Here is a 604-nt window from a genome sequence, read left to right as displayed (position 1 = left end):
GGTGGGATCGGCGGTCTCGGCACGGAAATCTGCCGGCACCTCGCGCAGGCAGGTTGCCGCGTGATCGCGACCGACCTCGCTGCACGCGATGAACGTGTTGTCACGTTTCAAAACGAAGTGGCGGATTTCGATGGTGCCATCACTTTCGAACCCGTCGACGTCAGCGACTTCGACAGTTGCCGCCAACTGATCGAACGCATCCAACAGCAGCTCGGCAGCGTGGACGTGCTTGTCAACGCCGCCGGCATCACCCGCGACACCAGCCTGCGCAAGATGTCGCCGCAGCAATGGCACGACCTGATGCACGTGAACCTCGATGGCGTGTTCAACATGTGCCGCAACGTGATCGAAGGCATGAGCACGCGCGGCTTCGGCCGCATCGTCAACATCAGCTCGGTGAATGGCCAGACCGGCCAGTTCGGCCAGACCAATTACTCCGCTGCCAAGGCCGGCGTGCACGGTTTCAGCATGGCCCTTGCACGCGAATCCGCGCGCAAGGGCATCACGGTGAATACGGTTTCGCCCGGTTACTGCGATACGCCGATGGTCGCCGCCGTGTCGGCGGAAATTCGCGAGCAGATCGTCGCCGGCATTCCCGTGGGCC

The 604-nt window shown here is 62.9% G+C and carries 1 protein-coding gene; it reads left to right on the top strand.

What is annotated here, in order from left to right; all coding sequences use genetic code 11:
• On the top strand, nucleotides 1–604 hold a 604-nt coding region (locus GSQ73_RS11115; RefSeq protein WP_158883975.1), incomplete at both ends, for an SDR family NAD(P)-dependent oxidoreductase.

Origin of the sequence: Rhodanobacter sp. L36 (assembly GCF_009765755.1) — a bacterium.
In the GTDB taxonomy this organism is placed as follows: Bacteria; Pseudomonadota; Gammaproteobacteria; order Xanthomonadales; family Rhodanobacteraceae; genus Rhodanobacter.
Note: the sequence above shows the minus strand (reverse complement) of the source record. Positions and strands in the feature narration are given on the sequence as shown.